This window comes from Burkholderia metallica (assembly GCF_001718555.1).
Taxonomy (GTDB): domain Bacteria; phylum Pseudomonadota; class Gammaproteobacteria; order Burkholderiales; family Burkholderiaceae; genus Burkholderia; species Burkholderia metallica.
In genome coordinates, this window is the sequence record NZ_CP013401.1 from 279964 (window position 1) to 304835 (window position 24872).

18 protein-coding genes, 6 tRNA genes and 3 rRNA genes are annotated in these 24872 nt (G+C 60.9%); 18 read left to right on the forward strand and 9 right to left on the reverse strand.

From position 1 onward, the window contains the following. Positions 1 to 45 precede the first annotated feature (45 nt). The 8 genes from WJ16_RS01205 to paaA all read right to left on the reverse strand — a co-directional run bounded on the left by WJ16_RS01205 (position 46) and on the right by paaA (position 6325). A complete protein-coding gene (locus WJ16_RS01205) occupies positions 46 to 693 on the reverse strand; it encodes a GNAT family N-acetyltransferase (protein WP_069255519.1) in 648 nt (215 codons plus the stop codon). Positions 694 to 926: 233 nt separating this feature from the next. Next, positions 927 to 1532, reverse strand: coding sequence for a TetR/AcrR family transcriptional regulator (locus tag WJ16_RS01210; RefSeq protein ID WP_069255520.1), 606 nt, complete (start codon positions 1530 to 1532; stop codon positions 927 to 929). Positions 1533 to 1548: 16 nt separating this feature from the next. Then, positions 1549 to 2376: a DUF1835 domain-containing protein gene (locus tag WJ16_RS01215; RefSeq protein WP_069255521.1), complete on the reverse strand. Its 828-nt coding sequence runs from the start codon at positions 2374 to 2376 to the stop codon at positions 1549 to 1551. A 128-nt stretch (positions 2377 to 2504) separates the two neighbouring features. After that, complete coding sequence (gene paaE, locus WJ16_RS01220) at positions 2505 to 3593, reverse strand: 1,2-phenylacetyl-CoA epoxidase subunit PaaE (RefSeq protein ID WP_069255522.1); 1089 nt, start codon at positions 3591 to 3593, stop codon at positions 2505 to 2507. A 5-nt stretch (positions 3594 to 3598) separates the two neighbouring features. Further along, a complete protein-coding gene (gene paaD, locus WJ16_RS01225; RefSeq protein ID WP_069255523.1) occupies positions 3599 to 4162 on the reverse strand; it encodes a 1,2-phenylacetyl-CoA epoxidase subunit PaaD in 564 nt (187 codons plus the stop codon). A gap of 25 nt (positions 4163 to 4187) precedes the next feature. Continuing rightward, positions 4188 to 4991: a 1,2-phenylacetyl-CoA epoxidase subunit PaaC gene (gene paaC, locus WJ16_RS01230; RefSeq protein WP_069255524.1), complete on the reverse strand. Its 804-nt coding sequence runs from the start codon at positions 4989 to 4991 to the stop codon at positions 4188 to 4190. Positions 4992 to 5001: 10 nt separating this feature from the next. After that, on the reverse strand, positions 5002 to 5286 hold the full coding sequence (paaB, locus tag WJ16_RS01235; protein WP_034188015.1) for a 1,2-phenylacetyl-CoA epoxidase subunit PaaB: 285 nt from the start codon (positions 5284 to 5286) through the stop codon (positions 5002 to 5004). 40 nt (positions 5287 to 5326) lie between these two features. Continuing rightward, complete coding sequence (gene paaA / locus WJ16_RS01240) at positions 5327 to 6325, reverse strand: 1,2-phenylacetyl-CoA epoxidase subunit PaaA (protein ID WP_069255525.1); 999 nt, start codon at positions 6323 to 6325, stop codon at positions 5327 to 5329. A gap of 199 nt (positions 6326 to 6524) precedes the next feature. Here paaA and WJ16_RS01245 point away from each other — a divergent pair, with 199 nt between their 5' ends. From WJ16_RS01245 to rrf, 6 genes are all read left to right on the forward strand, one after another. Next, a complete protein-coding gene (locus WJ16_RS01245) occupies positions 6525 to 7793 on the forward strand; it encodes an SGNH/GDSL hydrolase family protein (protein WP_069255526.1) in 1269 nt (422 codons plus the stop codon). 564 nt (positions 7794 to 8357) lie between these two features. Next, positions 8358 to 9890: ribosomal RNA gene (locus WJ16_RS01250) — 16S ribosomal RNA — on the forward strand. A gap of 63 nt (positions 9891 to 9953) precedes the next feature. Then, positions 9954 to 10030, forward strand: a tRNA-Ile gene (locus tag WJ16_RS01255). Between the two features lie 36 nt (positions 10031 to 10066). Further along, positions 10067 to 10142 (forward strand) — tRNA-Ala (locus WJ16_RS01260). A 299-nt stretch (positions 10143 to 10441) separates the two neighbouring features. Continuing rightward, positions 10442 to 13323, forward strand: a 23S ribosomal RNA gene (locus WJ16_RS01265). A gap of 154 nt (positions 13324 to 13477) precedes the next feature. Next, positions 13478 to 13590: ribosomal RNA gene (gene rrf, locus WJ16_RS01270) — 5S ribosomal RNA — on the forward strand. The 16S, 23S and 5S rRNA genes sit together here with 2 tRNA genes alongside, the layout of an rRNA operon. Positions 13591 to 14165: 575 nt before the next feature. On the opposite strand, the gene WJ16_RS34585 is transcribed toward rrf, so the two are convergent. Beyond that, entirely contained in the window at positions 14166 to 14531 is a 366-nt protein-coding gene (locus WJ16_RS34585; RefSeq protein ID WP_157126704.1) for a hypothetical protein, read from the reverse strand. Between the two features lie 662 nt (positions 14532 to 15193). On the opposite strand from WJ16_RS34585, the gene WJ16_RS01275 reads away from it, so the two are divergent. From WJ16_RS01275 to rpoB, 12 genes are all read left to right on the forward strand, one after another. Further along, positions 15194 to 15279 (forward strand) — tRNA-Tyr (locus WJ16_RS01275). A 44-nt stretch (positions 15280 to 15323) separates the two neighbouring features. Further along, positions 15324 to 15397, forward strand: a tRNA-Gly gene (locus WJ16_RS01280). Between the two features lie 24 nt (positions 15398 to 15421). Next, positions 15422 to 15496 (forward strand) — tRNA-Thr (locus WJ16_RS01285). Positions 15497 to 15562: 66 nt separating this feature from the next. Then, a complete protein-coding gene (gene tuf, locus WJ16_RS01290; RefSeq protein WP_011350666.1) occupies positions 15563 to 16753 on the forward strand; it encodes an elongation factor Tu in 1191 nt (396 codons plus the stop codon). Positions 16754 to 16812: 59 nt separating this feature from the next. Continuing rightward, positions 16813 to 16888 (forward strand) — tRNA-Trp (locus WJ16_RS01295). 43 nt (positions 16889 to 16931) lie between these two features. Continuing rightward, positions 16932 to 17312, forward strand: coding sequence for a preprotein translocase subunit SecE (gene secE / locus WJ16_RS01300; RefSeq protein WP_006482892.1), 381 nt, complete (start codon positions 16932 to 16934; stop codon positions 17310 to 17312). Between the two features lies 1 nt (position 17313). Then, entirely contained in the window at positions 17314 to 17871 is a 558-nt protein-coding gene (gene nusG, locus WJ16_RS01305; protein ID WP_006400672.1) for a transcription termination/antitermination protein NusG, read from the forward strand. A 142-nt stretch (positions 17872 to 18013) separates the two neighbouring features. Further along, positions 18014 to 18445 (forward strand): 50S ribosomal protein L11, encoded by a 432-nt coding sequence (gene rplK, locus WJ16_RS01310; protein ID WP_006477201.1) that lies wholly within the window; start codon positions 18014 to 18016, stop codon positions 18443 to 18445. Continuing rightward, positions 18446 to 19144 (forward strand): 50S ribosomal protein L1, encoded by a 699-nt coding sequence (gene rplA / locus WJ16_RS01315; RefSeq protein ID WP_006482906.1) that lies wholly within the window; start codon positions 18446 to 18448, stop codon positions 19142 to 19144. It abuts the gene before it with no gap. A 290-nt stretch (positions 19145 to 19434) separates the two neighbouring features. Continuing rightward, positions 19435 to 19932: a 50S ribosomal protein L10 gene (rplJ, locus tag WJ16_RS01320; protein WP_021161756.1), complete on the forward strand. Its 498-nt coding sequence runs from the start codon at positions 19435 to 19437 to the stop codon at positions 19930 to 19932. A 63-nt stretch (positions 19933 to 19995) separates the two neighbouring features. Continuing rightward, the gene (gene rplL, locus WJ16_RS01325; RefSeq protein ID WP_021161757.1) at positions 19996 to 20370 is read left to right on the forward strand and encodes a 50S ribosomal protein L7/L12; all 375 of its coding nucleotides are present in this window, start codon (positions 19996 to 19998) and stop codon (positions 20368 to 20370) included. Between the two features lie 377 nt (positions 20371 to 20747). Continuing rightward, positions 20748 to 24854 carry a DNA-directed RNA polymerase subunit beta gene (gene rpoB / locus WJ16_RS01330; RefSeq protein WP_069255527.1) on the forward strand — a complete coding sequence of 1369 codons (4107 nt, stop codon included), beginning with the start codon at positions 20748 to 20750 and terminating at the stop codon, positions 24852 to 24854. Positions 24855 to 24872: the final 18 nt, after the last annotated feature.

Sequence of the window (24872 nt, forward strand, 5' to 3'; positions counted from 1 at the left end):
AAGAGGGGGCCGGGCGCGCGGCGGGCGCGGCCCGGCGGGCCGACGTTACGCCGTCAGCGCGGCGGGCATCAGCGATTCGATGAACTTCGTGGTGCGGCGCGCCTGGCGCTTCATCGCGTAGTCGAACACCGCGGCCTGTTCCTGCAGCATCTCGGCGATGATCGTCGAGTGGTCGGCCGGCGGCAGCGACAGGTATGCATCCGCTTCACCGTACGCGTACTCGATCCGCATCCCTGACTTCTTCGCGATATGCATCATCGTCGCGTTCCGTGACAGGCAGTGCATGTACAGCGTCGTCACGTGCGTGTTGCGGCTGCGGATCGCCGCGCGCTCGAACAGCTTCGAGCCGACGCCGCGGCCGCGTGCGCTTTCGAGCACCGACACGCCGAATTCGGCCGTGCGCTTGTCGCCGTCGGCCGGCAGATAGGCGAGGTGGCCGACGCCGATCAGTTCGAGGTCGTGGTCGAACACGCCGAACACGGTATCGCGACCGAAGTCGATCGTGCGGACATAGTTCTCGATCACGTGGTCGGGCACCATCTGGCCGAAGCGCAGCAGGCGGTCCTCTTCGTCGAGCGAGAGAAAGTGGGTGAGCATTTGCTCACGGTCTTTGGAAGCCAGTTCCCTGACGAGAACCGGCGCACTACCGGCGTTGCCGACAGCATCGGCACGGCCGTTGAATTGCGTGTTCATCGTGGGTTCCTCAGTGTGGGTGCACAAGTCGGTTGTGCAATGCAACAGCATTTTACCCGAGCGGGGTTGGGGAAAACCCGCATTTGACGTTGTTTGTGCTGAGGAGGAATTCTAAATCCGCTTAGTTCATTCTCTATCTATATGATTTTAAACGGATTTAAAGTTCGTCATATGAAATGCGCGGCGGGCGGTCGCACTGTGCCCGTCGCGCAACGCATGCTGCTGCGCGGCAATCAGGCGCCCGTCGACAGCCCGCGCTCGATCAGGTCGATCACCTGTTCGGCGAAGTCGCGGTAGCCGAGGCGCCCGCCCGGCTTCAGCCACGTGAAGGTCCAGTTGATCATCCCGAACACCATCATCGTCACGGACGTCTGGTTTTCCTTCGAGATGCGGTCCGGGTACGCGCGCGCGAGCTGCCGCGTGAACGCCGCGACGATGTCGCGCTGGCGGTCGAGCACGATTTCGCGCTGCGCGTCCTCGAGATACTTCACGTCGTTGAGCAGCGCGACGTGGCGGCTGTGCGACGTCTCGTATTCGGCCAGGAACGCGCGCACGAGCTCGGCAAACGCGTCGCGCTCGCTGAGGCCGCGCCGCTGGCTCGCGCCCTCGACCTCGGCGATGATCAGCATCAGCCGTTTCGTGTAGCGGTCGAGCAGGTCGAACAGGATCGCTTCCTTGCTCTCGTAATAGTGATAAAGCCGCGCCTTCGACGTGCCGCTCGCGGTCGCGAGATCGGACATCGACGTGCTCGGGTAGCTCGTCTGCGCGAATTTCTCGGCGGCCAGATCGAGGATCTGCTCGCGCTGGGATTCGTGGTCGGGCGCTCGGGTTCGGGCCATGGTCGAATGGGGAAGATTAGCGGTGCGGGGTGGCCGTGCGGGCCGTGCGCACCTGCGTGAAAGAGAGGGCGTCCGGCGTGTCGTCCTGCAGCTCGAGCCGGCCGGCGGCTGCGAGCTCGCGGCAGCGCCACCAGGCGATCGCGTCGCTGACGAACAGCCCGCCGCGGTCTGCATCGGCCATGATGCCACCGACGAGGCGCCGGGCGGGCAGCCAGTCGGCTTGCGCACGAGCGAGAATCAGCGCGTCGAGATCCTCGTAGTGGCCGCTCTTGATCGTGTTGCTGACCCAGTAGCGCAGCTCGGCGTTCAGGTGCTTCGCCTCCTGCCATTCGAGCGCGAGGCGCCCGATGCGCAGCACCGAGATCGGCGCGGCCACGGGGCGCTTGCGCGCCAGTTCGGCGGGCGAGAACATCCCGGTCGCGCATGCCTGGTCGGTGCGCGACAGCGACGCGCGCTGCGCCGGGTCGAAATCGGCGGCCGACAGCCGCACTTCGTTCAGGCGTTGCGGGACGTTGCGCAGGTGATAGGCGACGCGCCGCAGCAGCAGCTTGTCGCCGACGCTCGGTGCGTGCCACACGACCACCTGCCCGGTATCCATCGCAAGCTGGTCGAGGCGCGCGAACTCGCCTTCGATTTCCGCGTTCCAGTCGGGAATCTGGTCGCCGAGCACGCGTCGCCAGAAGGCGGCGCGCGTGTCGGGCGTCTCGTCGGCGCCCTTGAGCGGCCCGAAGCCGAGGTCGTCGAGCAATCCGACGACGTGCTCGTCGTGGCGTCCGGCTTGCGCAAGCGCTTCGCGCAGCGACGCGGCGGCGGTGCCGCCCTGAATCACATGAATGGTGCTCATCGGCCTGTCGTCAACAAAAGAAAACCGCCGGCCGGGCGGACGTTGCGATGTCCAGCCGGCCGGCGGCCCCTAGTGTAAGCGAGATGTGTGACGGCGAGAAACCGTCCGGCGCCGCGACGCGACGTCGCTCAACGCTCGTCGAAACTCACGACGACCTTGTCGCTGACCGGGTGGCACTGGCACGTGAGCACGAAGCCGTCCTTCACTTCGTGTTCTTCCAGCGTGTAGTTCTTCTCCATCCGGACTTCGCCTTCGAGCACCTTCGCGCGGCACGTGCAGCACACGCCGCCCTTGCACGCGTACGGCAGCGCGAGGCCCGCGCGCAGCCCGATGTCGAGCAGGCTCACGCCTTCGTACGGCAGCCGCAGCTTGCGCTTCTTGCCGTCGAGCACGATTTCGAGGTCGGCGGCCGGCGTCCGGTCGGTGATTTCGACGACCGGCGCGCCGGCTTGCGGCAGCGGCGTGCCGAAGCGCTCGACGTGCACCTTCGCCTGCGGCACGCCGGCCGCTTTCAGCGCGGCTTCGGCCGCGTCCATCATCGGCGCGGGGCCGCAGATGAACGCCTCGTCGATCGCGTCGGCCGGCGTCAGCGTGTCGAGGAATTCCGCGCATTTCGCCTGGTCGAGCACACCATTGAACAGCTCGACGTCCTGCAGGTCGTCCGACAGCACGTGATACAGGACGAAGCGGTTCATGTAGCGGTTCTTCAGGTCCTCGAGCTCTTCCGCGAACATGATCGCGTCGACGCTGCGATTGCCGTAGATCAGCGTGAACGTGCTGCGCGGCTCCAGTTCGAGCGTCGTCTTCACGATCGCGAGCACCGGCGTGATCCCCGAGCCGCCGGAAAACGCGACGTACTGCTTGCCGTGGTCGGCGTTCAGGTGCGTGAAGAAGCGGCCGTCCGGCGTCATCACGTCGATCGTGTGGCCGGGCTTCAGCGTATCGAACGCGAAGTTCGAGAAGCGGCCGCCGCGCACGCGCTTGATGCCGATGCGCAGTTCGCCGTCACGGTCGTAGTCCGTCGTGCCGACGCAGATCGAATACGAGCGGCGCGTCTCCTCGCCGTCGATGTGGGTCTTCAGCGTGACGAACTGGCCCTGCGTGAAACGGTACGCGTCGCGCAACTCGGGCGGCACGTCGAAGGAGACGGTCACGGCGTCGGCGGTCTCGGGCCGCACGTCACGGATACGCAGCGGATGAAATTGCGGGGTCGCCATATCGATTAATAGGGTTTGAAGTAGTCGAAGGGTTCGCGGCAGTCGACGCAGCGATACAGCGCCTTGCAGGCCGTGGACGCGAATTGCGCGAGGCGTTCGGTACGGGCGGAGCCGCAGCGCGGGCACGCGGGTGCGGCGACCGGCCGCGGTACGAAGCGCACGACGTTTTCCTGCGGTGCGGCGCTGCCGCACTGGCCGACCGGCGGCGCGATGCCGTATGCGCGCAGCTTGTCGCGCGCCTCCTGCGTGATCCAGTCGGTTGTCCACGCGGGGGCGAGCACCGTCTCGATCCGGTGCGGCGGCAGGTCGGCCGACTGCAGCGCGGCGGCGATGTCTTCCGCGATCTGCGACATCGCCGGGCAGCCCGAGTAGGTCGGCGTGATCACGACTTCGAGCAGGCCGTCGTCCGCGCGACGGACGTCGCGCAGGATGCCGAGCTCGCGGATCGACACGACCGGAATCTCGGGATCGGGCACGGCTTCGAGCACGTCCCAGGCACGGGCGAGCAGCGGATCGTCGCGGTGCGCGGCGGGCGCGGCGTGGGCGGGGGCGGCGGTCTGGACGGACATCGTCGGGCTCCGTGGCGTGGGCCGGTTACCAGGTCGCGCCGGGGTGCTGGCGCGCGAGGCTCTGCATTTCGGCGAGCAGGTAGCCCATGTGCTCCGAGTGCTCGCCTTGCTTGCCGGTGGTTACGTGCTGCACGGGGGCCGGCAGCGTGAGCGTCGCTTCTGCGAGCGCGTCGTCGACGTCCGCCCGCCACGCCGCTTCGAGCGTGGCCGGTGCGGGTGCGATCCCCTCGGCGGCGACCGCGTCGTCGATCGCATCGGCGGCGAAGAATTCGCGTGTGTACGGCGTCAGGTAGTCGAGCGCGTCTTGCGCGCGACGGTGCGATTCGTCGGTGCCGTCGCCGAGGCGAACGAGCCACTCGCGTGCGTGCTGCACGTGATAGCGGGTTTCCTTCACCGATTTCGCGGCGATCGCGGCGAGCTGCGGGTCGGCCGACGTCTCGAGCGCGGTCCAGACATGCAGCATTAGCGCCGAGTACAGGAAGTTGCGCACGATCGTCACCGCGTAGTCCTTGTCCGCATGCGCGGTGCCGGCGACCGGGCCATAGTGCGGCAGCTCGGCGAGCGTGAAGTTCGCGAACTCGCGCTCGGTGCGGAAGTACGCGTAGTCGTCCTCGGTCTTCGCCGCGCCGTTCACCCGGCGCTCGAGTTCGGCGGCATGGGAATACAGCATGCGCGCCTGGCCGATGAGGTCGAGGCTCATGTTGGTGAGGGCGATGTCTTCCTCGAGGATCGGGCCGTGGCCGCACCATTCGGCGTTGCGCTGACCGAGAATCAGCGCGTTGTCCGCGAGGCGCAGCACGTAGGAGAGGTGTTCGGGCGTGATCGTCATGGTGCGCGCATTACATGTGGTTGACTTCGTCGGGCAGCGTGTAGAAGGTCGGGTGACGGTAGATCTTGTCGCCCGCCGGCTCGAACAGCTCGGCCTTCTCGTTCGGATCCGACGCGGTGATCGCCGACGACGGCACCACCCAGATGCTCACGCCTTCCTGGCGGCGCGTGTAGACGTCGCGCGCCATGCGCAGCGCCATCGTCGCGTCGGCGGCGTGCAGGCTGCCGCAATGTTTGTGGTCGAGCCCCTGCTTGCTGCGCACGAACACTTCCCAGATCGGCCATTCCTTGTTCATCACTTTCTCCTGAATCCTGAATTCGATGGTGTGCCGCCGCTCAGGCGGCGTGCTGTTCGGCGCGCGCACGCCGCTTGGCTTCGTGGGCGAGCGCGGCTTCGCGCACCCAGGCGCCGTCTTCGTGCGCTTTCACGCGGGTCGCGAGGCGTTCCTTGTTGCACGGGCCGTCGCCGTTGACCACGCGCCAGAATTCGTCCCAGTCGATCGTGCCGTAGTCGTGATGGCCGCGCGCCTCGTTCCACTTCAGGTCTGGGTCGGGCAGCGTCACGCCGAGCACCTTCGCCTGGTCGACCGTCGCGTCGACGAATTTCTGCCGCAGGTCGTCGTTCGAGATCCGCTTGATGCCCCATTTCGCGGACTGGCTGCTGTGGACCGAATCGGCGTCGCTCGGGCCGAACATCATCAGCACCGGCCACCACCAGCGGTTCACGGCCTGCTGGACCATCGCGCGTTGCGCGTCGCTGCCCTTCATCATCGACAGCAGCGCGTCGAAACCCTGGCGCTGGTGGAACGATTCTTCCTTGCACACGCGGATCATCGCGCGCGCGTACGGGCCGTACGTGCAGCGGCACAGCGGGATCTGGTTCATGATCGCGGCGCCGTCGACGAGCCAGCCGATCACACCGACGTCGGCCCAGGTCGGCGTCGGGTAGTTGAAGATGCTCGAGTATTTCGCCTTGCCGGCGTGCAACGCGTCGATCAGCGAATCGCGCGAGACGCCGAGCGTTTCGGCAGCGCTATAAAGATAGAGGCCGTGGCCGGCTTCGTCCTGGACCTTCGCGAGCAGGATCGCCTTGCGCTTCAGGCTCGGCGCGCGCGAGATCCAGTTGCCTTCGGGCAGCATGCCGACGACTTCCGAGTGCGCGTGCTGCGAGATCTGGCGAATCAGCGTCTTGCGATAGGCTTCGGGCATCCAGTCCTGCGGTTCGATCTTGCCGTCGACGGCCATGACCGCATCGAACCGCGCCTGCTCGGGTGACTCGGCTGCGGCGTCGAGCGGCGCGACGTTGCCGGGGATGTCGAGGGATTGCGTGTACATGGCGAGACTCTCGTCCGGTTGAATGTGTGCGAAGTATAAACCAACCGACCGGTCGGTTAATAAATTTCTTGCGGATTTGCGCTGGGATTCGGGTAAACGAGGGACCTCGGGGCGCGATCGGGTTGGCGTGATGCGGGTCCGGCGCGTGGGGGTCGCGTCTTCTGCGGCACAATGCCCCTTTCCGACGAGGATTTTGCCGATGTCATTTCGAAGCAGTATCGCCGCGGCCGTGCTGGGTGCGGCCGTCTTTGTCTCGCCGCTTGCGGCGTCGGCCTCGGCTGCGCCGGCCGGATGGGTTGCCGCGTGGGCGACGGCATTGCAACCGATTCCCGACCTTGCCGCACCGCCGCCGCTCTATCGCGCGCCCGACGTGGCCGGCCGGGCTGTGCGCCAGATCGTTTATCCGACCGTGTCGGGGCGTGCCGCGCGGATCCGCGTCAGTAATGCCTACGGCCGCGCACCGCTGGTCGTCGAGGCGGCAAGCCTGGCGCGCGCCGGAGACGGTGCGGCGCTCGGCGGCGCGGCGGTGCCGATCCGGTTCGCCGGCAAGACGTCGGTGACGCTTGCTCCGGGCCAGGAGGTCGAAAGCGATCCGGTGGCGATCGACGTGGCGGCCGGGCGGCCGTATGCGGTCACGCTTCAAATGGGGGCGAACCAGCGGATGACGGTCTGGCACCGCGTGTCGAACCAGTTCAACTATGTGTCGTCGCCGGGCGACCACGTGAGCGACCCGGGTGCTGCCGCGTTCCGCACCCGTTTCACGCAATATGCGTGGGTGACCGAGCTCGCGGTCGAGGCTGGTTCCGCGCGCGCCAGCGTCGCCGCGATCGGCGATTCGATCACCGACGGGCTGCGCTCGAGCGTGAACCGGAACCGCCGCTGGCCGGACGCACTGGCGCGCCGGCTGACGGTCTCCGGCGTGGAGTCGATCGGCGTCGCAAACCTCGGTATCAGCGGGAACCGGCTGCTCAGCGATTCGGCGTGCTACGGCACGTCGCTGGCATCGCGCTTCGAACGCGATGCGCTGTCGCGCGCGGGCGTGAAGGCGGCGATCGTGCTGATCGGGATCAACGACATCAACTTCGCGGCGATGCCGCCGCGCGCGGGGCTCGATTGCGACCACCCGCATACGCAGGTCACGGCTGAGTCGCTGATCGACGGCTATCGCAGGCTGATCGACGCGGCGCACCGTCAAGGGGTGAAGATCTTCGGCGCGACGCTGACGCCGGCCGGGCTGCCGGCGGGGCGCGAGGCGATCCGGCTCGAGGTGAACCGGTGGATCCGGAGCGGTAGCGGGTTCGACGGCGTGGTCGACTTCGATGCGGTACTGCGCGATCCGGCGCGCCCGAGCGTGCTGCAGCGTCGATACGATAGCGGGGACGGCATCCATCCGAGCGATGCGGGCTACACGGCGATGGCCGATGCGGTGCCGGTCGAGCAGTTGCAGGCAGCGGCCGGCGGCAAGTGATGCGCGTCTATATATAGACGGACGTGTTGTCGGCTACGTAGAGTTCAGCGGCGTCACATGCCCCGTCGAGCCCGAAGCCCCCGTGCGCGCGAGCGCACGGGGGCTTTTTCAAATTATTTTCACAAAGAGCTTGCGTGGAAGGTGGCCGGTGCTTAGAATCACGCCTCTTTCGCGCTAACGGAAACGCGGCGCGGAAGAGGGAAGCAGGGTGGGCGGAGCGCTGGAGTCTGGAGCGCACGGCTGGCCTGGAAGTTGAGCCCCGCAGTCGCAACGATCTGATGTAAAAAGTTGTTGACGCGCTGCGAAACACGGTTCATAATCTCGCTTCTCTGCTGCTGAAAACGCAGCGCTGCCGGGAAACTTCAGGTTTCTCGCAGAAATGCTCTTTAAAAATTAACAGCCGATAAGTGTGGGCGCTTGATGAAAGCGAGCTGATCTTCGGATCAGATAGCGAAAGTATCAAGAGTCTCACACTAAAGTAAGTCAGGTTTATGAAGTGATTCATATTCCTGTCAGCTTTGAGTGAGCGACCGGTTCGAAAGAACCGAAAACAGTAACAGGTTTAAACTGAAGAGTTTGATCCTGGCTCAGATTGAACGCTGGCGGCATGCCTTACACATGCAAGTCGAACGGCAGCACGGGTGCTTGCACCTGGTGGCGAGTGGCGAACGGGTGAGTAATACATCGGAACATGTCCTGTAGTGGGGGATAGCCCGGCGAAAGCCGGATTAATACCGCATACGATCTACGGATGAAAGCGGGGGACCTTCGGGCCTCGCGCTATAGGGTTGGCCGATGGCTGATTAGCTAGTTGGTGGGGTAAAGGCCTACCAAGGCGACGATCAGTAGCTGGTCTGAGAGGACGACCAGCCACACTGGGACTGAGACACGGCCCAGACTCCTACGGGAGGCAGCAGTGGGGAATTTTGGACAATGGGCGAAAGCCTGATCCAGCAATGCCGCGTGTGTGAAGAAGGCCTTCGGGTTGTAAAGCACTTTTGTCCGGAAAGAAATCCTTGGCTCTAATACAGCCGGGGGATGACGGTACCGGAAGAATAAGCACCGGCTAACTACGTGCCAGCAGCCGCGGTAATACGTAGGGTGCGAGCGTTAATCGGAATTACTGGGCGTAAAGCGTGCGCAGGCGGTTTGCTAAGACCGATGTGAAATCCCCGGGCTCAACCTGGGAACTGCATTGGTGACTGGCAGGCTAGAGTATGGCAGAGGGGGGTAGAATTCCACGTGTAGCAGTGAAATGCGTAGAGATGTGGAGGAATACCGATGGCGAAGGCAGCCCCCTGGGCCAATACTGACGCTCATGCACGAAAGCGTGGGGAGCAAACAGGATTAGATACCCTGGTAGTCCACGCCCTAAACGATGTCAACTAGTTGTTGGGGATTCATTTCCTTAGTAACGTAGCTAACGCGTGAAGTTGACCGCCTGGGGAGTACGGTCGCAAGATTAAAACTCAAAGGAATTGACGGGGACCCGCACAAGCGGTGGATGATGTGGATTAATTCGATGCAACGCGAAAAACCTTACCTACCCTTGACATGGTCGGAATCCTGCTGAGAGGCGGGAGTGCTCGAAAGAGAACCGGCGCACAGGTGCTGCATGGCTGTCGTCAGCTCGTGTCGTGAGATGTTGGGTTAAGTCCCGCAACGAGCGCAACCCTTGTCCTTAGTTGCTACGCAAGAGCACTCTAAGGAGACTGCCGGTGACAAACCGGAGGAAGGTGGGGATGACGTCAAGTCCTCATGGCCCTTATGGGTAGGGCTTCACACGTCATACAATGGTCGGAACAGAGGGTTGCCAACCCGCGAGGGGGAGCTAATCCCAGAAAACCGATCGTAGTCCGGATTGCACTCTGCAACTCGAGTGCATGAAGCTGGAATCGCTAGTAATCGCGGATCAGCATGCCGCGGTGAATACGTTCCCGGGTCTTGTACACACCGCCCGTCACACCATGGGAGTGGGTTTTACCAGAAGTGGCTAGTCTAACCGCAAGGAGGACGGTCACCACGGTAGGATTCATGACTGGGGTGAAGTCGTAACAAGGTAGCCGTATCGGAAGGTGCGGCTGGATCACCTCCTTTCCAGAGCTTCTCGCAAAGTTGAGCGCTCACGCTTATCGGCTGTAAATTTAAAGACAGACTCAGGGGTCTGTAGCTCAGTCGGTTAGAGCACCGTCTTGATAAGGCGGGGGTCGTTGGTTCGAATCCAACCAGACCCACCATTGTCTGGCGGTAGTACCCTGAAGTTCTCTGTACATGGGGGCATAGCTCAGCTGGGAGAGCACCTGCTTTGCAAGCAGGGGGTCGTCGGTTCGATCCCGTCTGCCTCCACCAATCTTCAATGGGAAGCGTTTGGATCACACGAAAGTGACGTGTGAGACGAGCATTTGTCATTGGCGATTGAGCCAGTCAGAGTGATATCAACAGATATCGGCTGTCGTTCTTTAACAATCTGGAAGAAGTAAGTAATTTGGATAGCGGAAGCGTCTTGAGATGGACGTGGAAACTATCCGGGTTGTGATTGTATCGATGTATCTCAAGATGATTCGAACTCTATGTTTGACTCAATTTGGAATACGGCACAACGCGAGAACTCAACCTGTAGCGGCTGTCGAGAGACAGACTCGTTATAGGGTCAAGCGAACAAGTGCATGTGGTGGATGCCTTGGCGATCACAGGCGATGAAGGACGCGGTAGCCTGCGAAAAGCTACGGGGAGCTGGCAAACGAGCTTTGATCCGTAGATGTCCGAATGGGGAAACCCACTCCTTTTGGAGTATCCATGGCTGAATACATAGGCCATGCGAAGCGAACGCGGTGAACTGAAACATCTAAGTAACCGCAGGAAAAGAAATCAACCGAGATTCCCAAAGTAGTGGCGAGCGAAATGGGATGAGCCTTGCACTCTTTATTTGTATTGTTAGCCGAACGCTCTGGAAAGTGCGGCCATAGCAGGTGATAGCCCTGTAGGCGAAAACAGTATGAAAGAACTAGGTGTGCGACAAGTAGGGCGGGACACGTGAAATCCTGTCTGAAGATGGGGGGACCATCCTCCAAGGCTAAATACTCGTGATCGACCGATAGTGAACCAGTACCGTGAGGGAAAGGCGAAAAGAACCCCGGGAGGGGAGTGAAATAGATCCTGAAACCGCATGCATACAAACAGTCGGAGCCTCGTAAGGGGTGACGGCGTACCTTTTGTATAATGGGTCAGCGACTTACGTTCAGTAGCAAGCTTAACCGTATAGGGCAGGCGTAGCGAAAGCGAGTCCGAATAGGGCGTTCAGTTGCTGGGCGTAGACCCGAAACCAGGTGATCTATCCATGGCCAGGATGAAGGTGCGGTAACACGTACTGGAGGTCCGAACCCACTAACGTTGAAAAGTTAGGGGATGAGCTGTGGATAGGGGTGAAAGGCTAAACAAACCTGGAAATAGCTGGTTCTCTCCGAAAACTATTTAGGTAGTGCCTCGTGTCTCACCTTCGGGGGTAGAGCACTGTCATGGTTGGGGGGTCTATTGCAGATTACCCCGCCATAGCAAACTCCGAATACCGAAGAGTGCAATCACGGGAGACAGACATCGGGTGCTAACGTCCGGTGTCAAGAGGGAAACAACCCAGACCGCCAGCTAAGGTCCCCAAATATAGCTAAGTGGGAAACGAAGTGGGAAGGCTAAAACAGTCAGGAGGTTGGCTTAGAAGCAGCCACCCTTTAAAGAAAGCGTAATAGCTCACTGATCGAGTCGTCCTGCGCGGAAGATGTAACGGGGCTAAGCTATATACCGAAGCTGCGGATGCGAGCTTTGCTCGCATGGTAGGAGAGCGTTCCGTAAGCCTGCGAAGGTGCCTTGTAAAGGGTGCTGGAGGTATCGGAAGTGCGAATGCTGACATGAGTAGCGATAAAGGGGGTGAAAGGCCCCCTCGCCGTAAGCCCAAGGTTTCCTACGCAACGTTCATCGGCGTAGGGTGAGTCGGCCCCTAAGGCGAGGCAGAAATGCGTAGCTGATGGGAAGCAGGTCAATATTCCTGCACCATTGTTAGATGCGATGGGGGGACGGATCGCGGAAGGTTGTCCGGGTGTTGGAAGTCCCGGTCGCTGCATTGGAGAAGGCACTTAGGCAAATCCGGGTGCGTAATTCAAGGGTGTGGCGCGAGCTCCTTCGGGAGCGAAGCAATTGGAAGTGGTTCCAAGAAAAGCCTCTAAGCTTCAGTCTAACGATGACCGTACCGCAAACCGACACAGGTGGGCGAGATGAGTATTCTAAGGCGCTTGAGAGAACTCGGGAGAAGGAACTCGGCAAATTGGTACCGTAACTTCGGGATAAGGTACGCCCTTGTAGCTTGACTGGCCTGCGCCAGGAGGGTGAAGGGGTTGCAATAAACTGGTGGCTGCGACTGTTTAATAAAAACACAGCACTCTGCAAACACGAAAGTGGACGTATAGGGTGTGACGCCTGCCCGGTGCCGGAAGATTAAATGATGGGGTGCAAGCTCTTGATTGAAGTCCCGGTAAACGGCGGCCGTAACTATAACGGTCCTAAGGTAGCGAAATTCCTTGTCGGGTAAGTTCCGACCTGCACGAATGGCGTAACGATGGCCACACTGTCTCCTCCCGAGACTCAGCGAAGTTGAAGTGTTTGTGATGATGCAATCTACCCGCGGCTAGACGGAAAGACCCCATGAACCTTTACTGTAGCTTTGCATTGGACTTTGAACCGATCTGTGTAGGATAGGTGGGAGGCTATGAAACCGGAACGCTAGTTTCGGTGGAGCCGTCCTTGAAATACCACCCTGGTTTGTTTGAGGTTCTAACCTTGGCCCGTGATCCGGGTCGGGGACAGTGCATGGTAGGCAGTTTGACTGGGGCGGTCTCCTCCCAAAGCGTAACGGAGGAGTACGAAGGTACGCTAGGTACGGTCGGAAATCGTGCTGATAGTGCAATGGCATAAGCGTGCTTAACTGCGAGACCGACAAGTCGAGCAGGTGCGAAAGCAGGTCATAGTGATCCGGTGGTTCTGTATGGAAGGGCCATCGCTCAACGGATAAAAGGTACTCTGGGGATAACAGGCTGATACCGCCCAAGAGTTCATATCGACGGCGGTGTTTGGCACCTCGATGTCGGCTCATCTCATCCTGGGGCTGTAGCCGGTCCCAAGGGTATGGCTGTTCGCCATTTAAAGAGGTACGTGAGCTGGGTTTAAAACGTCGTGAGACAGTTTGGTCCCTATCTGCCGTGGGCGTTGGATATTTGAAGGGGGCTGCTCCTAGTACGAGAGGACCGGAGTGGACGAACCTCTGGTGTACCGGTTGTCACGCCAGTGGCATCGCCGGGTAGCTATGTTCGGAAGAGATAACCGCTGAAAGCATCTAAGCGGGAAACTCGCCTTAAGATGAGATATCCCTGGAGGCTAGACCTCCTTGAAGGGTCGTTCGAGACCAGGACGTTGATAGGTCAGGTGTGTAAGCGCAGTAATGCGTTCAGCTAACTGATACTAATTGCCCGTAAGGCTTGATCCTATAACAAGTCTGCCTTATGGATCGGCGCCGTGCGCAAGCACTGGCCGCGATCCAAAGCGACATGTTGGATTCTCGTGTGTGATACACACAACCTCAATTACTGCTTCTTCCCAGATTGGTTCTGTTGGCCACGCCAGCAGAACAACCCTCTTTGCCTGATGACCATAGCGAGTCGGTCCCACCCCTTCCCATCCCGAACAGGACCGTGAAACGACTCTACGCCGATGATAGTGCGGATTCCCGTGTGAAAGTAGGTAATCGTCAGGCTCCCTAAGCCAGAAACCCCCGCCCGAACAGGCGGGGGTTTTTGCATTTCAGCGGCGGAAATGCATGCGCGATCGGGACGAATAGCCTGGTCGCAGCTCAAGCCGGAAACGACGTATCGATTCTGGTCGCTCGCATCGACTGACGCGAAAGTCGCGAAGACCGGGCGAGCTAGCCCCGCGCCAACGAGCGACGCCGACCGAGACCCGCCACGCAAACTCTCCCTATCTGCTGCTCGCCGCGAGCGCAACTGGGCCGAACAGTGGCTCATCCACCCCTCATCGCAGATTTGAATATCGCCGGTCGCGAACCGAAAGGGAGTTCGCCAACGGCCGATTGCCGGCTAACGTGTTCCGTTCGTCGACGTATCGCGCTCATTCTCGGCCAAAGATCAAAACAGCTCTTTCGCGCCGCAGTCTCGGTCACGACACGCGCAGTCAACATGACCTGGGCCATGAGCCGGGCCTATCCCGCGTTTGGCGCGGCCCAATCGCAAGCGCTGAACCGTGGCGGCCGATCGAGATTGCGAGGCGGCCTGCGTTCAGATTGCTTCGTGTGGCCATCCGGATTTTTCGGGCTCAACCCACCGCTTCCTCCCTGAAATCGATGACCGTGAGGAAGCGAGAGCGCTTGCTGCATGGGAGCGCGCTGCGCTTGGCACGAATCGCGTCACGTTGAGCTCGTTGGTCTGATGGCATCGGAAATACTGCGGCGTTCCTTTTGTCGAGCAGGGGCTTCGTCTCGTAGCCCGTAGAGTCCAGTCCTCCGATCGTCTGGCGCAGCGCAATCGCCGATCGAAAGCTGGTGGATGGATCTCGAATCACACGCGCCGCGCCGGATAGCGAGCGCTGGACGTTGAAGGTCGGACGCTGCGCTCCGGCTTGCACGAGCGCTTGGCACGGATCTCGTGCGGTGAATGTCGCGACGCCGAGCGCTGAGGTCACCGCCAGGCGTCCTCGGCACATGCTAGCCGGGACCTGTTGGCGAAACCCTGACGACCGTGTTCGAGCGAAGCCAGGCATCCGGCGATACGGGTGCCCGGGCGGTTGATGCCACGATGGCCATCAGAGGGCTACCGCGGGCACGGGAGAGCCCGACCCGGCTAAGGTTCGAGAGACCCCCATAGAACCGCGCCTTCCGTTGAGGTCTGCAAAGACCGGCGCCACACCGTGCTTTCTCGTTAAATGCCTTGGGGCCCAAAGGCCCGAGAGAGCTGCCGCAAACGCTCACAGGCCCAATCTCGCACCCATCCCGCCGGCGGGGCGAATCAAGCGGCTCCGGGCACCCGGAATGGCGCCGAAAACTACCGAAAACCGATCAACGAATCTGCCCGGCACGAAATTTGCGGAAATTTTGCATCTACCCGCTTGGCAGGGCGCTCAAGAGGTCGTATGATGGCGGTCTTTCGTTTTCAGCGTGGATGCAGATCGACGTTGAGGGCGAAGTCTGACGAAGATGTGGCACCGATCGGTAGCAACCATGCTGGCCTTAGCCGGGCAAGCGCGGGAGATCGGTGGTCGAGCGAGGCGTCGGAAGAGAGTGAAAATAATCTTCCGGATTTGCTTGACAGATGTGTGATGCACCCCCATAATCGTCAGTTCTCTACGGAGGGGTGCCCGAGTGGCTAAAGGGGGCAGACTGTAAATCTGTTGGCTTACGCCTACGTTGGTTCGAATCCAACCTCCTCCACCAAGATTACCGGCGCAGTGAGTGGTAAGGAATCGTTTGTGGCCCGTGCGGGTGTAGCTCAATGGTAGAGCAGAAGCCTTCCAAGCTTACGACGAGGGTTCGATTCCCTTCACCCGCTCCAGACCGCGAAGTTGAAGCGTAAAGCGCCCATGTGGCTCAGTGGTAGAGCACTCCCTTGGTAAGGGAGAGGTCGGCAGTTCGATCCTGCCCATGGGCACCAGCAGTAAAAAGTCAGTGTCTTGTTTGCGCGCGGCGCAACCTGTGAAATTCCTTTTGGGAGTGGAAAATGGCCAAGGGTAAATTTGAGCGGACCAAGCCGCACGTGAACGTTGGTACGATTGGTCACGTTGACCACGGCAAGACGACGCTGACGGCAGCGATCACGACGGTTCTGACGAAGAAGTTCGGCGGCGAAGCGAAGGCGTACGACCAGATCGACGCGGCACCGGAAGAAAAGGCGCGCGGCATCACGATCAACACGGCACACGTCGAGTACGAAACGGCTAACCGCCACTACGCACACGTCGACTGCCCGGGCCACGCTGACTATGTGAAGAACATGATCACGGGCGCGGCGCAGATGGACGGCGCGATCCTGGTTTGCTCGGCAGCAGACGGCCCGATGCCGCAAACGCGTGAGCACATCCTGCTGGCGCGTCAGGTTGGCGTTCCGTACATCATCGTGTTCCTGAACAAGTGCGACATGGTGGACGACGCGGAACTGCTCGAGCTGGTCGAGATGGAAGTTCGCGAACTCCTGTCGAAGTACGACTTCCCGGGCGACGACACGCCGATCGTGAAGGGTTCGGCCAAGCTGGCGCTGGAAGGCGACACGGGCGAGCTGGGCGAAGTGGCGATCATGAGCCTGGCAGACGCGCTGGACACGTACATCCCGACGCCGGAGCGCGCGGTTGATGGTGCGTTCCTGATGCCGGTGGAAGACGTGTTCTCGATCTCGGGCCGTGGTACGGTGGTGACGGGTCGTGTCGAGCGCGGTATCGTGAAGGTCGGCGAGGAAATCGAAATCGTCGGTATCAAGCCGACGGTGAAGACGACCTGCACGGGCGTTGAAATGTTCCGCAAGCTGCTGGACCAAGGTCAGGCAGGCGACAACGTCGGTATCCTGCTGCGCGGCACGAAGCGTGAAGACGTGGAGCGTGGCCAGGTTCTGGCGAAGCCGGGTTCGATCACGCCGCACACGCACTTCACGGCTGAAGTGTACGTGCTGAGCAAGGACGAAGGCGGCCGTCACACGCCGTTCTTCAACAACTACCGTCCGCAGTTCTACTTCCGTACGACGGACGTGACGGGCTCGATCGAGCTGCCGAAGGACAAGGAAATGGTGATGCCGGGCGACAACGTGTCGATCACGGTGAAGCTGATCGCTCCGATCGCGATGGAAGAAGGTCTGCGCTTCGCAATCCGCGAAGGCGGCCGTACGGTCGGCGCCGGCGTCGTCGCCAAGATCATCGAGTAAGCCAGTTATTCGTTGATCGACAGTTTTGGGGCTGGCAACAGCCGGCCCCAACATGGTTTAGGGGTATAGCTCAACTGGCAGAGCGTCGGTCTCCAAAACCGAAGGTTGGGGGTTCGATTCCCTCTGCCCCTGCCAAAAAATAGCCACGTGTCCTACGTGGCATTTGTTTTAAGGTGTTATGGCGAATCCATCCGTCGAAACTGTAAATACCTCCGGCGATAAGCTGATGCTGGCCCTGGGCGTATTGTTGGTCTTGGCCGGATTCGTGGGCTTCTTCTGGCTGGCCAATCAGCAGTGGTATGTCCGCGGTGCCGCGTTGGCGGTAGGTATCATCGCCGGCGTGGCCGTCGGGCTGATGTCCGCACCTGGCAAGAGCCTCATCGCCTTTGCCAAGGATTCGTACAAGGAAGTCCGGAAGGTCGTTTGGCCCACCCGCAAGGAAGCAACGCAAACCACACTCGTCGTGTTCGGTTTCGTGCTCGTGATGGCGATTTTCCTCTGGTTGAGTGACAAATCGATCGAATGGGTGATTTTCTCGGCGATTCTGGGTTGGAAATGATATGAGCGATACTCCGGCATCCCCGAGCGGAAAGCGATGGTACGTCGTGCACGCCTACTCCGGTATGGAGAAGAGCGTGCAACGCGCGCTTCAAGAGCGCATCGAACGTGCCGGCATGCAGGACAAATTCGGTCAGATCCTGGTTCCGACCGAAGAAGTGGTCGAAGTCAAAGGTGGCCACAAGGCTGTGACCGAGCGTCGTTTCTTCCCCGGCTACGTGCTGGTGGAAATGGAAATGACGGACGAAACGTGGCACCTCGTGAAGAACACTGCGAAGGTCACCGGTTTCGTCGGTGGTGCGCGTAACCGCCCGACCCCGATTTCTCCGAAGGAAGTCGAGAAGATCATGTCGCAGATGCAGGAAGGCGTCGAAAAGCCGCGCCCGAAGACCCTGTTCGAAGTTGGCGAGATGGTGCGTGTCAAGGAAGGCCCGTTCACGGACTTCAACGGCACCGTCGAAGAGGTCAACTACGAAAAATCGCGCGTGCGTGTGTCGGTCACCATCTTCGGCCGATCCACTCCGGTCGAACTCGAGTTCGGTCAGGTCGAAAAAGTTTGATCCCGATTCGGTGGGCAGCCTCGGCTGCCCACCTTCGCGCTTACGGCCCGCGTCATGGCCGTTGAGGAGCGTCAGTAGCCAGCGGCGAACGCGCGTTATTACTCACCGAACGCCGTCTCCGGCGTTCCAATGAGGTTCACAAATGGCAAAGAAGATTATCGGCTTTATCAAGCTGCAGATCCCTGCAGGTAAAGCCAACCCGTCGCCGCCGGTCGGTCCGGCACTGGGCCAGCGCGGCCTGAACATCATGGAGTTCTGCAAGGCGTTCAACGCGCAGACTCAAGGCATGGAGCCGGGTCTGCCGGTGCCGGTGGTCATCACGGCATTCGCTGACAAGAGCTTCACGTTCGTGATGAAGACGCCGCCGGCGACCGTCCTGATCAAGAAGGCGGCGAAGGTGGACAAGGGCTCGAGCAAGCCGCACACCGACAAGGTCGGTTCGATCACGCGCGCTCAAGCCGAAGAAATCGCGAAGACCAAGATGCCGGACCTTACGGCAGCTGATCTGGACGCAGCCGTTCGCACCATCGCTGGTAGCGCACGCTCGATGGGCATCACTGTGGAGGGCGTGTAAATGGCTAAGATCTCCAAGCGCCGTCAGGCATTTGCCGCCAAGGTCGATCGTCAGAAGCTGTACGCGATCGAAGACGCACTGAGCCTCGTGAAGGAATGCGCGAGCGCGAAGTTCGACGAGTCGATCGACGTCGCAGTCCAGCTCGGCATCGATGCGAAGAAGTCGGACCAGGTCGTTCGTGGTTCGGTCGTTCTGCCGGCAGGAACGGGCAAGTCGGTTCGCGTTGCCGTGTTCGCGCAAGGCGAGAAGGCTGAACAAGCGCGTGCAGCAGGCGCGGAAATCGTCGGTATGGAAGACCTGGCAGAGCAGATCAAGGCTGGCCAGATGGACTTCGACATCGTGATCGCTTCGCCGGACACGATGCGTATCGTCGGTACGCTCGGTCAGATCCTCGGCCCGCGCGGCCTGATGCCGAACCCGAAGGTCGGTACGGTCACGCCGGACGTCGCAACCGCCGTCAAGAACGCGAAGGCTGGTCAGGTGCAATTCCGTGTCGACAAGGCCGGTATCATCCACGCGACCATCGGGCGTGCATCGTTCGAGCCGACCGCGCTGCGTTCGAACCTGTCGGCGCTGATCGAAGCGCTGCAGAAGGCCAAGCCGGCAACGAGCAAGGGCGTCTACCTGCGCAAGATCGCACTGTCGAGCACGATGGGCGTCGGCGTGCGTGTCGACCAGGCTACGCTGGCAGCACAGTAAATATTCGGGCCGCTTCGTTCGCGAAGCGGCCTACATGGGCTTTGGGCGGTTGTTCGTGCAGCAGGGCGGGCAACCGGTTATCAAAGACCGTTGGTGGGGCGCAGCAGTCGGGTGTCCCTTAATTCAAGCCAACGCAGATGGCGAACCCGAAAAAGTTTTGCAGTGGTGAAGCCGCAGGCCGTGAAGCGATTCCCGGCGTGAGGTGGAAATACTCCTAACGAGGTCGGACGCCGTTGTTGAACGAGGTACGTGAGGTTTCGTGCCGAACGTATCGTTTCTGGAGGCTAACCGTGCCGCTTAATAGAGAAGACAAGCAAGCCGTCGTCGCTGAGGTTTCCGCGCAAGTCGCGAAGGCCCAGACCGTTGTGCTGGCTGAGTATCGTGGAATTGCGGTTGGCGATCTGACCAAGCTGCGCGCGAAAGCGCGTGAGCAACAGGTTTACCTGCGCGTGTTGAAGAACACGCTGGCGCGTCGCGCTGTTGAAGGTACGCCGTTCGCTCCGCTGGCAGAGCAGATGACTGGCCCGTTGATCTACGGCATCTCGGAAGATGCAATTGCTGCTGCTAAGGTCGTCAACGACTTCAGCAAGAGCAATGACAAGTTGGTCATCAAGGCTGGTTCGTTCGATGGCAAGGTGATGGACAAGGCTGGCGTGCAAGCGCTGGCAAGCATCCCGAGCCGCGAAGAACTGCTCTCGAAGCTGCTGTTCGTTATGCAATCGCCTGTTTCGGGCTTCGCGCGCGCTCTGGCCGCGCTGGCCGAGAAGAAGCAAGCGGAAGCTGCGTAATCGAGCGTGCATCAGCGTCATTGATCGCTGGCTGTATCCGAATTCAATTTAGGAGTATTTCAAATGGCAATCGCAAAAGAAGACATCCTGGCAGCAGTCGAAGGGATGACCGTTCTGGAACTGAACGAACTGGTCAAGGCATTCGAAGAGAAGTTTGGCGTGTCGGCAGCTGCAGTGGCAGTCGCTGGCCCGGCAGGCGGCGGCGCAGCTGCTGCAGCAGAAGAGAAGACCGAATTCACGGTCGTTCTGGCTGAAGCAGGCAGCAACAAGGTTGCAGTCATCAAGGCAGTTCGCGAACTGACGGGCCTGGGCCTGAAGGAAGCGAAGGACGTCGTTGACGGCGCACCGAAGGCTGTCAAGGAAGGCGTCGACAAGGCTGCTGCTGAAGAAGCCAAGAAGAAGCTGGAAGAAGCTGGCGCGAAGGTCGAAGTCAAGTAAGTTTCGGCGCGCTGTGCGAAGGCTGGCGGTATTTTCACCGCCGGCCTTTTTGTGCTTTGTGGGGACGTTATTCTGGCACTCATTCGGGAGCCCGAATAATTGGCCCCAGAAGCCAAAGAAAACCGCCTGATCGTTGCCGTTGGTCACGAATGGCGGTTCTCTTTGTCTTCTGAAGCGACTGCAGAAGGCAAGTTTGGTCGGGTAGCGGGCAACACAGGCATCCGCTGCCGTCAGCCAGCGGTTGGTAGCGGCCAACCACCAAGCTTCTCGGCTCGTTCAAGCCGTCGGACGGCCATCGGGTCTCAGTCGGTGAACACTCGGGTTTGAAACGTCCAGGTATTCCGCCTCGATAGCACCCGCCGTGATTCGGAGATCGTATGCAATATTCCTTCACCGAGAAGAAGCGCATTCGCAAGAGTTTCGCGAAGCGCCCCATCGTTCACCAGGTTCCTTTCTTGCTGGCTACCCAGCTTGAATCATTCAGCACGTTTCTGCAAGCCGATGTGCCGGCCACGCAACGCAAGCCTGAAGGTTTGCAGGCCGCGTTCACATCGGTATTTCCCATTGTTTCGCACAACGGTTTCGCACGTCTCGAGTTCGTGAGCTATGCGTTGTCCGCGCCGGCATTCAACATCAAGGAATGCCAGCAGCGCGGCCTGACGTACTGCTCCGCGCTGCGCGCGAAGGTCCGCCTCGTCATTCTCGACAAGGAATCGCCGAACAAGCCGGTCGTCAAGGAAGTGAAGGAGCAGGAAGTGTACATGGGCGAAATTCCGCTCATGACACCGACGGGCTCGTTCGTCATCAACGGCACCGAGCGTGTCATCGTCTCGCAGCTGCACCGTTCGCCGGGCGTGTTCTTCGAACACGACAAGGGCAAGACGCACAGCTCGGGCAAGCTGCTGTTCTCGGCACGGATCATTCCGTACCGCGGCTCGTGGCTCGACTTCGAATTCGATCCGAAGGACATCCTGTACTTCCGCGTCGACCGTCGTCGCAAGATGCCGGTCACGATTCTGCTGAAGGCCATCGGCCTGACGCCGGAACAGATCCTCGCGAACTTCTTCGTGTTCGACAACTTCACGCTGATGGACGAAGGCGCGCAACTCGAGTTCGTGCCCGAGCGCCTGCGTGGTGAAGTCGCGCGTTTCGACATCACGGATCGTGATGGCAAGGTCATCGTCCAGAAGGACAAGCGGATCAACGCGAAGCACATTCGCGACCTCGAAGCCGCGAAGACCAAGTTCATCTCGGTGCCGGAAGACTATCTGCTCGGCCGCGTGCTGGCGAAGAACGTCGTCGACGGCGACACCGGCGAAGTGATCGCGAGCGCGAACGACGAAGTCACGGAAAGCGTGCTCGAGAAGCTGCGCGAAGCGGGTATCAAGGACATCCAGACGCTCTACACGAACGACCTGGACCAGGGCCCGTACATCTCGTCGACGCTGCGTGTCGACGAAACGACCGACAAGACGGCCGCGCGCATCGCGATCTATCGCATGATGCGTCCGGGCGAGCCGCCGACCGAAGAAGCGGTCGAGGCACTGTTCAACCGTCTGTTCTACAGCGAAGAAGCGTACGACCTGTCGAAGGTCGGCCGCATGAAGTTCAACCGCCGCGTCAGCCGTGACGAGATCACCGGCCCGATGACGCTGCAGGACGACGACATCCTCGCGACGATCAAGATCCTCGTCGAGCTGCGCAACGGCAAGGGCGAAGTGGACGACATCGACCACCTCGGCAACCGTCGCGTGCGTTGCGTCGGCGAACTGGCGGAAAACCAGTTCCGCGCAGGTCTCGTGCGTGTCGAGCGCGCGGTCAAGGAACGCCTCGGCCAGGCCGAAAGCGAAAACCTGATGCCGCACGACCTGATCAACTCGAAGCCGATTTCGTCGGCGATCCGCGAGTTCTTCGGTTCGTCGCAGCTGTCGCAGTTCATGGACCAGACCAACCCGCTGTCGGAAATCACGCACAAGCGCCGTGTTTCCGCACTGGGCCCGGGCGGTCTGACGCGTGAGCGCGCAGGCTTCGAAGTGCGTGACGTGCACCCGACCCACTATGGCCGCGTGTGCCCGATCGAAACGCCGGAAGGTCCGAACATCGGCCTGATCAACTCGCTCGCACTGTACGCGCACCTGAACGAGTACGGCTTCCTCGAGACGCCGTACCGCAAGGTCGTGGACGGCAAGGTGACCGACCAGATCGACTACCTGTCGGCGATCGAGGAAGGCCGCTACATGATCGCTCAGGCGAACGCCGCGATCGACGAGAACGGCCAGCTGATCGACGAACTCGTGTCGTCGCGCGAAGCCGGCGAAACGATGATGGTCACGCCGGACCGTATCCAGTACATGGACGTCGCGCCGTCGCAGATCGTGTCGGTGGCAGCATCGCTGATTCCGTTCCTCGAGCACGATGACGCGAACCGTGCACTGATGGGTTCGAACATGCAGCGTCAGGCCGTGCCGTGTCTGCGTCCGGAAAAGCCGGTCGTCGGTACGGGCATCGAGCGCACCTGCGCGGTCGACTCGGGTACGACGGTTCAGGCGTTCCGCGGCGGCGTCGTCGACTACGTCGATGCAGGCCGTATCGTGATTCGCGTGAACGACGACGAAGCGGTCGCGGGTGAAGTCGGTGTCGACATCTACAACCTGATCAAGTACACGCGTTCGAACCAGAACACGAACATCAACCAGCGTCCGATCGTGAAGATGGGCGACAAGGTCTCGCGCGGCGACGTGCTGGCCGACGGCGCGTCGACGGACCTGGGCGAGCTCGCGCTCGGCCAGAACATGCTGATCGCGTTCATGCCGTGGAACGGCTACAACTTCGAGGATTCGATCCTGATCTCGGAGAAGGTCGTGGCCGACGATCGCTACACGTCGATCCACATCGAAGAGCTGAACGTCGTTGCACGCGACACGAAGCTCGGGCCGGAAGAAATCACGCGCGACATCTCGAACCTGGCGGAAGTCCAGCTCGGCCGTCTCGACGAATCGGGCATCGTGTACATCGGTGCTGAAGTCGAAGCGGGCGACGTGCTGGTCGGCAAGGTCACGCCGAAGGGCGAGACCCAGCTGACGCCGGAAGAGAAGCTGCTGCGTGCGATCTTCGGCGAGAAGGCTTCGGACGTGAAGGACACGTCGCTGCGCGTGCCGTCGGGCATGAGCGGCACCGTGATCGACGTCCAGGTGTTCACGCGTGAAGGCATCCAGCGCGACAAGCGCGCGCAACAGATCATCGACGACGAACTGAAGCGCTACCGTCTCGACCTGAACGACCAGCTGCGCATCGTGGAAGGCGACGCGTTCCAGCGTCTCGCACGCATGCTGGTGGGCAAGGTCGCGAACGGCGGTCCGAAGAAGCTCGCGAAGGGCACGAAGATCGACCAGGCTTACCTGGAAGACCTCGACCACTACCACTGGTTCGACATCCGCCTCGCGGACGACGAAGCAGCGGCGCAGCTCGAAGCGATCAAGAACTCGATCGAAGAAAAGCGTCACCAGTTCGACCTCGCGTTCGAAGAGAAGCGCAAGAAGCTCACGCAAGGCGACGAACTGCCGCCGGGCGTGTTGAAGATGGTCAAGGTGTACCTCGCGGTCAAGCGTCGCCTGCAGCCTGGCGACAAGATGGCGGGCCGTCACGGTAACAAGGGTGTCGTGTCGAAGATCGTCCCGATCGAAGACATGCCGTACATGGCCGATGGCCGTCCGGCAGACGTCGTGCTGAACCCGCTGGGCGTCCCGTCGCGGATGAACGTGGGTCAGGTTCTGGAAGTGCACCTCGGCTGGGCCGCGAAGGGCCTCGGCTGGCGTATCGGCGAAATGCTGCAGCGTCAGGCGAAGATCGAGGAACTGCGCGTGTTCCTGACGAAGATCTACAACGACTCGGGCCGCAAGGAAGATCTGGAAAGCTTCACCGACGAAGAGATCCTCGAACTCGCGAAGAACCTGCGCGAAGGCGTGCCGTTCGCGACGCCGGTGTTCGACGGTGCGACCGAGGAAGAAATGGGCAAGATGCTCGACCTCGCGTTCCCGGACGACATCGCCGAACAGCTCGGCATGAACCCGTCGAAGAACCAGGTCCGTCTGTACGACGGCCGCACGGGTGAAATGTTCGAACGTCGCGTGACGCTCGGCTACATGCACTACCTGAAGCTGCACCACTTGGTCGACGACAAGATGCACGCGCGTTCGACCGGCCCGTACTCGCTCGTCACGCAGCAGCCGCTGGGTGGTAAGGCGCAGTTCGGTGGCCAGCGTTTCGGTGAAATGGAAGTGTGGGCACTCGAAGCTTACGGCGCGTCCTACGTGCTGCAGGAAATGCTGACGGTGAAGTCGGACGACGTGACCGGCCGGACGAAGGTGTACGAAAACCTCGTCAAGGGCGATCACGTTATCGATGCAGGCATGCCGGAATCCTTCAACGTGCTCGTGAAGGAAATCCGCTCGCTCGGTATCGATATCGATCTCGACCGCAATTAATCGGACTACGGAGAGAAG